The 7,412-nt window shown below is 71.4% G+C and carries 7 protein-coding genes and 1 pseudogene; 3 read left to right on the forward strand and 5 right to left on the reverse strand.

Annotation, left to right across the window (positions count from 1 at the left end):
- Positions 1 to 8: 8 nt before the first annotated feature.
- The 3 genes and pseudogenes from E1265_RS40840 to E1265_RS30455 all read right to left on the reverse strand — a co-directional run bounded on the left by E1265_RS40840 (position 9) and on the right by E1265_RS30455 (position 2,362).
- Positions 9 to 797 (reverse strand): transposase family protein, encoded by a 789-nt coding sequence (locus E1265_RS40840; protein WP_347877262.1) that lies wholly within the window; start codon positions 795 to 797, stop codon positions 9 to 11.
- A gap of 290 nt (positions 798 to 1,087) precedes the next feature.
- A pseudogene (locus E1265_RS30450) lies at positions 1,088 to 1,501 on the reverse strand (alpha/beta hydrolase); the annotation flags it as partial.
- 408 nt (positions 1,502 to 1,909) lie between these two features.
- A complete protein-coding gene (locus tag E1265_RS30455) occupies positions 1,910 to 2,362 on the reverse strand; it encodes a helix-turn-helix domain-containing protein (RefSeq protein WP_132934202.1) in 453 nt (150 codons plus the stop codon).
- 71 nt (positions 2,363 to 2,433) lie between these two features.
- Between E1265_RS30455 and E1265_RS30460 the strand changes: the two genes are divergently transcribed.
- On the forward strand, positions 2,434 to 3,417 hold the full coding sequence (locus E1265_RS30460) for a zinc-binding dehydrogenase (protein ID WP_243741223.1): 984 nt from the start codon (positions 2,434 to 2,436) through the stop codon (positions 3,415 to 3,417).
- A gap of 222 nt (positions 3,418 to 3,639) precedes the next feature.
- The gene (locus tag E1265_RS30465; RefSeq protein WP_132934203.1) at positions 3,640 to 4,014 is read left to right on the forward strand and encodes a DUF4267 domain-containing protein; all 375 of its coding nucleotides are present in this window, start codon (positions 3,640 to 3,642) and stop codon (positions 4,012 to 4,014) included.
- A 427-nt stretch (positions 4,015 to 4,441) separates the two neighbouring features.
- Here E1265_RS30465 and E1265_RS30470 read toward each other — a convergent pair whose 3' ends face one another.
- Together E1265_RS30470 and E1265_RS30475 are read right to left on the reverse strand one after the other, a co-directional pair.
- Positions 4,442 to 4,765 carry an AzlD domain-containing protein gene (locus tag E1265_RS30470; RefSeq protein WP_132934204.1) on the reverse strand — a complete coding sequence of 108 codons (324 nt, stop codon included), beginning with the start codon at positions 4,763 to 4,765 and terminating at the stop codon, positions 4,442 to 4,444.
- Positions 4,758 to 5,483, reverse strand: a complete 726-nt coding sequence (locus E1265_RS30475; RefSeq protein WP_132934205.1) for an AzlC family ABC transporter permease — start codon at positions 5,481 to 5,483, stop codon at positions 4,758 to 4,760. The genes E1265_RS30470 and E1265_RS30475 overlap by 8 nt, the downstream gene beginning before the upstream one ends.
- Positions 5,484 to 5,768: 285 nt before the next feature.
- On the opposite strand from E1265_RS30475, the gene E1265_RS30480 reads away from it, so the two are divergent.
- Positions 5,769 to 7,151: an FG-GAP and VCBS repeat-containing protein gene (locus E1265_RS30480; RefSeq protein WP_207931274.1), complete on the forward strand. Its 1,383-nt coding sequence runs from the start codon at positions 5,769 to 5,771 to the stop codon at positions 7,149 to 7,151.
- Positions 7,152 to 7,412: the final 261 nt, after the last annotated feature.

Below are 7,412 nucleotides of genomic sequence, written 5' to 3' on the forward strand. Positions count from 1 at the left end.
TTTCAAGATCATCTGCTGGCCTCGCGCCGGCCCCAGCTGCTGACGACGGGCGATGCCCCCACCCACCTGGCTGGCGCGCCACGCTTCCGCTTCCCTGCCTGAGCCCCCTCGGTCAGGGGCCCAATGTACGCCGCCCCGCCCTCTGCACGAGCGAGGCGTGCGTGTGCCCCAATCGCCTGATCGGCTCGCGGCTCTTCTGGCCCTGCGGCGTCGGCGAGGCCTGTCGGCGACCTGGACCGCTTGGGGCGCCCTGGCCGTGGCGCCCTCCACGAAGAAGGGAGCTCGGTCTCGGCAGACGACCTCGACGCCGGGCCGTTTGGCGAGCCCTCCGGCCAGGCTGGACGCCTCGCCGTCGGGCAGGAGACCACGGGCCGTCGGGCCTCGATGTCGACCAGGATGGTGCCGCGGACACGGCCCTTGTGGGTGGCGTACTCGTCTCCGCCGACCACCCGCGGCGCGGGGACCTCGGGCTGGGGAAAAGCGTGCACCAGCCGGAGCACGGTGCTGCGGCTGACGGCCCCTCCGAAGACCCGGGCCATCCATGCGCCGGCCCGGCCGGCCAGCGTGGAGCGCAGGCGCTCGTTCCACCGACTGTGCCGCCGGGTCAGCCCTGGCACCTGCTCGACGAACGTCCGCCGTCCGCACGGAGCATTCGGGCAGAAGGACCGGCGGACGTGCAGGCAGACGACCACCCGCCGCCCCGCAGTAGGCATATCGGCCGGAAACCGCAGGTAGAAGCTGTGCACGCGGCTCGACCAGCTCCCGCAGTCCGGACATGCCGAGCCGGTCGTCGTCACACGGACCTCGATGCGTATCGCCTCACCTGGACAGGAGTTCGGGCAGCACTCAAGCTCTGCGGTCGATCGAGCAGTTCATGGCTGCGGGCAGCACGGTCCCCTGCCAAGAGTCTGGCAGGGGACCGTGGTGTGAGAGCCGAGGAGGGCCGGGATCTTTCCCTAGATGCAATACCGGTGACTTTATGGCTCTTGAGAGCGCCGTAGGGCGACGTTCCCGCAGGTCAGACGCGCGAATCGACCCTTAAGTCACTGGCATTGTCCCTAGATGAGCAGCGTCCTGGCCGACGCGGCTACCGTCTGCTGGTGGCCTGACGGCCTGGCGTCACCTTCAGGTGTCGGGTGAGGAACTGGGCCGCGGCGTCCCCCGCGAACTGCGGGACGCCGGTGTGCCCGCCCATGGTGCCTTCGTCGTCCCACTGCAGCAGGACGTGCAGCGGAATGGTGACCCGGCGGGCCTCCTCGAACATGGCGCGAGGGACGAGACTCAACGCGACTACCCGACCGGGCCGCCGATCTCGGGCAGCGACAGGAGGGCGTCCAGAGCGGCCTGCCATTCCGGGACCGCCTTGTCGACCAGGGGGAGGATGAAGGGTCGTGATCTCGTCGGTGACCGGCTCGCCGGCCTCCATCGCCCGGCGCAGGTCGGCGCGGGCCTGCTCGGCGGCGGCCCAACAGGGCCGGTCGCCACTCCCGGGGAGCTCGATGTGGCGGAGCTCGACGCGCGGCAAAAGCGGTGGCCGATAGCCACGAAGAGATCGTCCAGATCCTGGCCCCACTGCTCGACAGCAGCTCGCCGAGTTCGCGTCGCGCCGAACGCGACGAAGACCTGGAAGCCGCCCGAGCAACAACCGGGGTCTGAAGCCCCAGCTCAACAGCGACCGGGACGCCGCTGATCAGGTCGTGGCGCTCGGCGCGATCCACGGGCGGAACGCGTCCTCGACCGACGGGGCCAGACCCTGCGGGATCGCGTTCGGCGGGCAGCCGGCTCCGTCGACGGCGACCAGGCACCCAGAGGTTGCCGACGACGTCGGTGCAGGGGTTCGTCGACGGCGCTACGCGAAGATTGACTACTCGCTGTCATCGTCAGGACATGAGGGGCGGCCCTCTTCGACTCAGTCGGCGGCCTCGCGCTGCCTGCGGTCGTAGCCGTCGCGATGGGTGAGGACCTCCTCCATGTGGCCCTCCGCCCACTCCTTGATTCCCCGCATGACTCCCTGGAGCGAGCGACCGAGATCGGTCAGCTCATAAGTGACGGTGACGGGCACCGTGGGGGTCACGGTCCTGGTCACCATCCCGTCGCGCTCGAGTGAGCGCAACGTCTGCGTCAGCATCTTCTGGCTCACGCCCGAGATCCGGCGTGACAGCTCGGAGAACCGCATGGGCTGCGGCTCGCCTCCGGAGGCAACCCCAGGACGCGGTCCGTCCCCGCCCAGGGCGGCGAGCACAAGGGCAACCCACTTGTCGGAGATCCGCTCCAGGAGTTGACGACTGGGACATACCGCGAGGAACGCGTCGTACTCCGCCCTGGCTACGGCCCGCCGCTGGGACGCGGTGCTGGTCGCCATCGCTCATCTCTCCCACTCGGTGACATACGCACTTCAAGGTGCCTACTTCCCCAGAGGATGCAAGCGCCTACATGGTGGTGCCGCACCACAGCGATGGCAAGACCACCTCGCAAGGCACCACGAAGGAACAGATTGCGATGAATCGAACGACGTCTCGGCGGGCCGTGGTCCGCGTGCCGTCCGGGCCCCAGTCGATCGAGACGGTCGACGTCCCGATGGCTGAGCCGGGGCCGGCGGAGATCCGTGTCAGGATTGCCGCCGCAGCGATCAACCCGGTCGACCTCGGGGTGGCCCGGGGCGTCTTTCACCAGCTCGGATTGGTCCACCAGCCGGACCACACCGGTCTCGGCTGGGACTTCGCCGGCACTGTCGATGCCGCCGGACCCGGCGTCGAGCTGCGGGTCGGCACCCGGGTCGCCGGGTTCATCGACGGCTTCGACCGCGACCACGGCTCCCACGCCGAGCACCTCCTCGTCTCCGCCGCGAACGTCGCCGTCGTTCCGGACGGCATGGACCTGGTCAAGGCTGCGACGGTGCCGCTCAACGCCACCGCTGCGGCCCAGCTCGTCGACCTCCTCGGTGGGGCGTCGAGTGAGGCTCGGCGCTTGCTGGTGACTGGCGCGGCCGGTGCGGTGGGCGCGTACGTCGCCGTACTCGCCCAGGACCGCGGCTGGCAGGTGACCGGGCTGGCCCGAGCGGCTGACGAGCCGTTCGTCCGGGGCCTCGGCGTCGACTTCGCCACCCATCTCGGACAGGGCTGGGATGCCGTTGCCGACGCCGGAGCCCTGCAGGAGCACGCCCTACGGGCGGTGCGCGACGGTGGCCGTTTCGTCGGCGTGCAGCCGGCCTCGCGGCTTCCCGAGGAGCGCGGCATCACCGTCGAGGTCGTGGTCGCCCATCCCGACGGTGCGCTTCTGGCCCGATTGCTCGCACGGGTGACGACAGGGGAACTGCCGGCTCGCGTCCACGCCCTCGCGCCGCTCGACGAAGCAGCCGCTGCCTACCAGGCGATGGCCAAAGGCGGCGTCCGTGGCCGGATCGTTCTCGTCCCGTGACAGCGCGGCGTCGTCTCGCGACTCGGGCCGTGACCGTGGAGGCCCCCGTAACCCCATCGATGTCCTCCAACCCGGCGGATCGACGCCCCACGTGCTCGCCCGCCCTCGAAAGGAGTCCTGCGCCCGGATCGCCGCCGCGGACCAGCGGGACGCCGAGCACCCACGCGAGATCCATGACAACCACTCCATGAAAAAGAACTCACTCAACGGAGAGGACAGCTGATGCTCACCACCGCTTCCACAGTTCTCGCCGGCCTCCTCGGCGCGGCCCTCATCTACATGGGCGCGAGCGCCTTCACCACGCCGCAGGTCTTCGTCGGTTTCGGCATTCCCGATACACCGGCCAACGACCCCGCCTTCCGGTCCTGGCTGCGCGTGAAGGGTCTGCGCGAGATCGCGTGCGGGGTCTTCATCTTCGTTCTGATGCTCGTCGCGACAACGTCGCTGCTGGGTTGGTACGTGCTGGTGTTCGCCGCGATACCCGCCGGAGACGCGGTGGTCGTACTGCGCAGCGGTGGGCCGAAGGCCGCCGCCTACGGCGTCCACGGCGCAACGGCGGTGGCGATGCTGGTGACAAGCATCGGCCTCCTGGTCTGACTCGCCAACGAGATCCGATCCTGACTACCTGGCTCGTAGAGCGGAGCTTTCCCGCGGCAGGCTCGCCAATATTCTTGCCACCTCGACAAGGGCCCCGGCCGCGAACGCAACCGGGGCCGTTGAGTCCTAGTCCTATCGCCCCGGACCGACGGCCGGGGTGCGCACGGGGGCAGGGAGCCACGGCAACCGGTGTCGGCGGCAGCCTCGACCCCTGGCGCGGCGACCGCCACGCATGATGCCGTCGACCCGGGCGGCCGCACCATGCGCGGCTCTGGGCAGCCTCCAGCCAGACCGCTTTGCAACGGTGGGCGTGGACCACAGGTGTCCTGACTCCGTCCGTTCCGAGCTATCGACCCCGCTGCGGCGCTCGTCTGACGGTCACCCCACTCACGGACCACCGCCAGCATCCCACCCGCCCCACACATCGTCACCCAGCGCCGCTGGCCAGGAGCACGTGGACGACCGTGCCCCCGAGGATGCTCAGCAGCGCGTCGCGCCGCCACAGGTGGAGTCCCACCGTGGTGGCCAGGGCCGCCAGCGGGGTCACGGCTCCGCGGTCGGCAAGCGACAGGTCGCGCAGGCAGTAGACGACCAGGATCACCATGACGCCGGCGGGCATCCGCTCGCCCAGGTACCGCACGGTGCCGCTCGCGCGCAGCGGCGCGAGGGCGGCGAAGGGCAGGGCGCGCAGCGCCCAGGTGACGGCGGCGGCGACGAGTACCGCGGCGATCGCGTGGCGGGCGTCAGGCACGGCTCGGCCCCGCTCCGGTCGTGGCGAGGCGGCGGGCCAGCAGCGCCGCGACGAACAGTGCGAAGGCGACCAGGAGCAGTTGGCCGGGGAAGAACAGCCGGGCGGCCAGGGCGCTGAGCAGGGCGAGCACGGGCGTCGACAGGTCACGGCCACGGTCGCGGACGGCGTCCAGGGCCAGGACGGCGAAGAGGGCGGTCAGCGCGAACTCGAGGCCGGTGACGCCCTCCGGGATGAGGGAGCCGAGCAGGGCACCCGCGACGGCGCCCCCGGCCCAGTAGAGGTGCAGGAACGACTGCAGCCGGACGATGCGCCGGCCGGACCAGGAGCGGGCCCGCTCGGCGGCCGCCAGGGCGTAGGCCTCGTCGCTGAGCGTGAAGGTGCTGTACGCCCTGGCCAGCCGGCCCTCGACGCGGTGCAGGGGGAAGGAGAGCGGATAGAAGACGTGTCTGAGCTGCACCATGAGCGCGGTCCCGGCGACGGACGCCAGCGGGGCGGCGGCGGTGACCATGCCGATGAGCAGGAACTCGAAGGAGCCGCCATAGACGAGCGCGGCCGACAGGCCGGCCCACCACCAGTCGAGGCCGGCCTGGGCGGCGAGCGCCCCGAAGGCGAGGCCGAGCGGTACGAAGCCGAAGCCCACGGAGAGGGAGTCGGCGAAGGCCGCCCGCGCGTCGGACCGCGCTCCGGGTCGCGCCGTGGTTCGTATGCCTGTGCGCATGCGGACATCTTAGAAAGAATCGCGCCTCATTTGATTACCGATTGACACCCTGCGATCGATTTCCGAGCAATGAAACCGCACTGAGCGCGGCCGTTCGCGACATCTTGTTCCATCGGCGCCGGGCGGCCGGCTGCCCGACGTCGAGCCGGTCCGGGCGCGTCCCCCTGACGACCGTGAAGAACATCGGGCCGGGAGTCGAACTTTCACACAACTCCCGTACAACTTCCGGCGCTTCACAGCGGTCTTCCCTCTGTTGTGTTGATTCTTCTGGCCAGGGAGAGCTGGATGAGACGGAGCATGCTGCGGGTCGCGACGACGCTGGGGGCGGCCGCTGTCGTGGGGGGTGGCCTGCTGCCGGCCGTCCCGGTCGGGACGGCGCAGGCGGCGCCCGCCCGGTACGTGGACGACTTCGACGGGGACGGGTACCGCGACTACGCGGTCTGGACGTGGGCGGAGGAGGCGGGCGACGCGGGCGCCGTCGAGGTCACCTACGGCACGGCGTCCGGGATCGGCACCCGGCGACAGGTCGTCCACCAGGGCAGCCCCGGGGTGCCGGGCGGCAACGAGGCGGACGACATGTTCGGCGCCGTGCGGGCCGGGGCCGACTTCAACCGCGACGGCTACGCCGACCTGGCGGTCGCCGCGCCCGGCGAGGACGTCTCGGGGCGGGAGGACCAGGGCAGCGTGACCATCCTGTGGGGCAGCGCCAACGGCCTCACCGGCGGGACCAACGTGCCCAACGAGGACCCCAGGGCCAACGACTACTTCGGCGACGACCTGGCCACCGGCGACTTCAACGCGGACGGGCGTCCCGACCTGGCCGTGATCGACGGCAACGACGCCTACGTCTTCCGGGGGGACATCATGCCCTCGGGCGTCGCCGGCTCGATCACCCGGCTCAACCGGGACGCCGGTTTCTTCGCCACCCGCCTCATCGCGGGACACGTCACCCGCGACACGGCCACCGACCTGGTGGTCGTCGGCGTCAACGGCTACGAGGGCGAGGAGGGCACCGAGGCCTGGTTCGTGCGCGGCGGCTCGACCCTGGCGCCCGGCACGTCGGGGCGCCTGTCCCCCACCCAGGACAGTTGGTGGGCCGACGGGGTCATCGCCGACTTCGACCAGGACGGCTACGGCGACGTGGCTTTTGGCGACGACGCGTACAACGAGAACCGGGGCCGGGCCACCGTCTGGCGCGGCGGCGCGAACGGCCCGGTGTCGGCGGTGCGGATCTCCCAGTCGACGGCCGGCGTGAGCGGCTCGCCCGAGGTGAACGACCAGTTCGGCTGGAGCGTCTCGGCCGGCGACGTCAACGGCGACGGCTATCCCGACCTGGCGATCGGCGCGCCCGGCGAACAGATCGGCGACCTGGCCGAGGCCGGCGCGGTCCACGTGCTCCGCGGCGGCCCGAGCGGCGTGACCGGCACCAACTCGCAGGCCTTCGACCGCGGCACGTCCGGCGTGCCGGGCACCAGGCAGCAGTACGAGTCCTTCGGCGTCACGGTCCGGCTGCGCGACACCGACCGCGACGGCCGCGCCGACCTGCTGGTCGACGCCGGCGGCAACAGCCAGGCCTCGGTCCGGCTGCCGGGCACCACCTCGGGCCTCACCACCACCGGCGCGTCCTACTGGGGCGACTGGGACCTCGCGGACGGCGCGCTGCAGTAGCGCCGCGCGCGGGGGAAGGCGGCAGGTCGGCGGCGGTCGGGGGGCCGCCGCCGGCCGGCCGCGCCGCGGTGTGCCGCTGTGTGCCGCGCAGGTTCACAGTCCGGGACTGAATCGTTACGCTCCCCAGCCGGGAGCGCGTCTGTCCTGTCGACTGATTTCGGCACAAGGAGGTTCTCGCGCTGGGACGCCGCCAGTGGCGCCACGTCCCCTCCACGGAGCGGACCCTCGCCGACGGCCGAGCCGAACCCCGCCGTCGTGCCC

Source organism: Streptomyces sp. 8K308 (genome assembly GCF_004348315.1).
Lineage (GTDB): Bacteria > Actinomycetota > Actinomycetes > Streptomycetales > Streptomycetaceae > Streptomyces.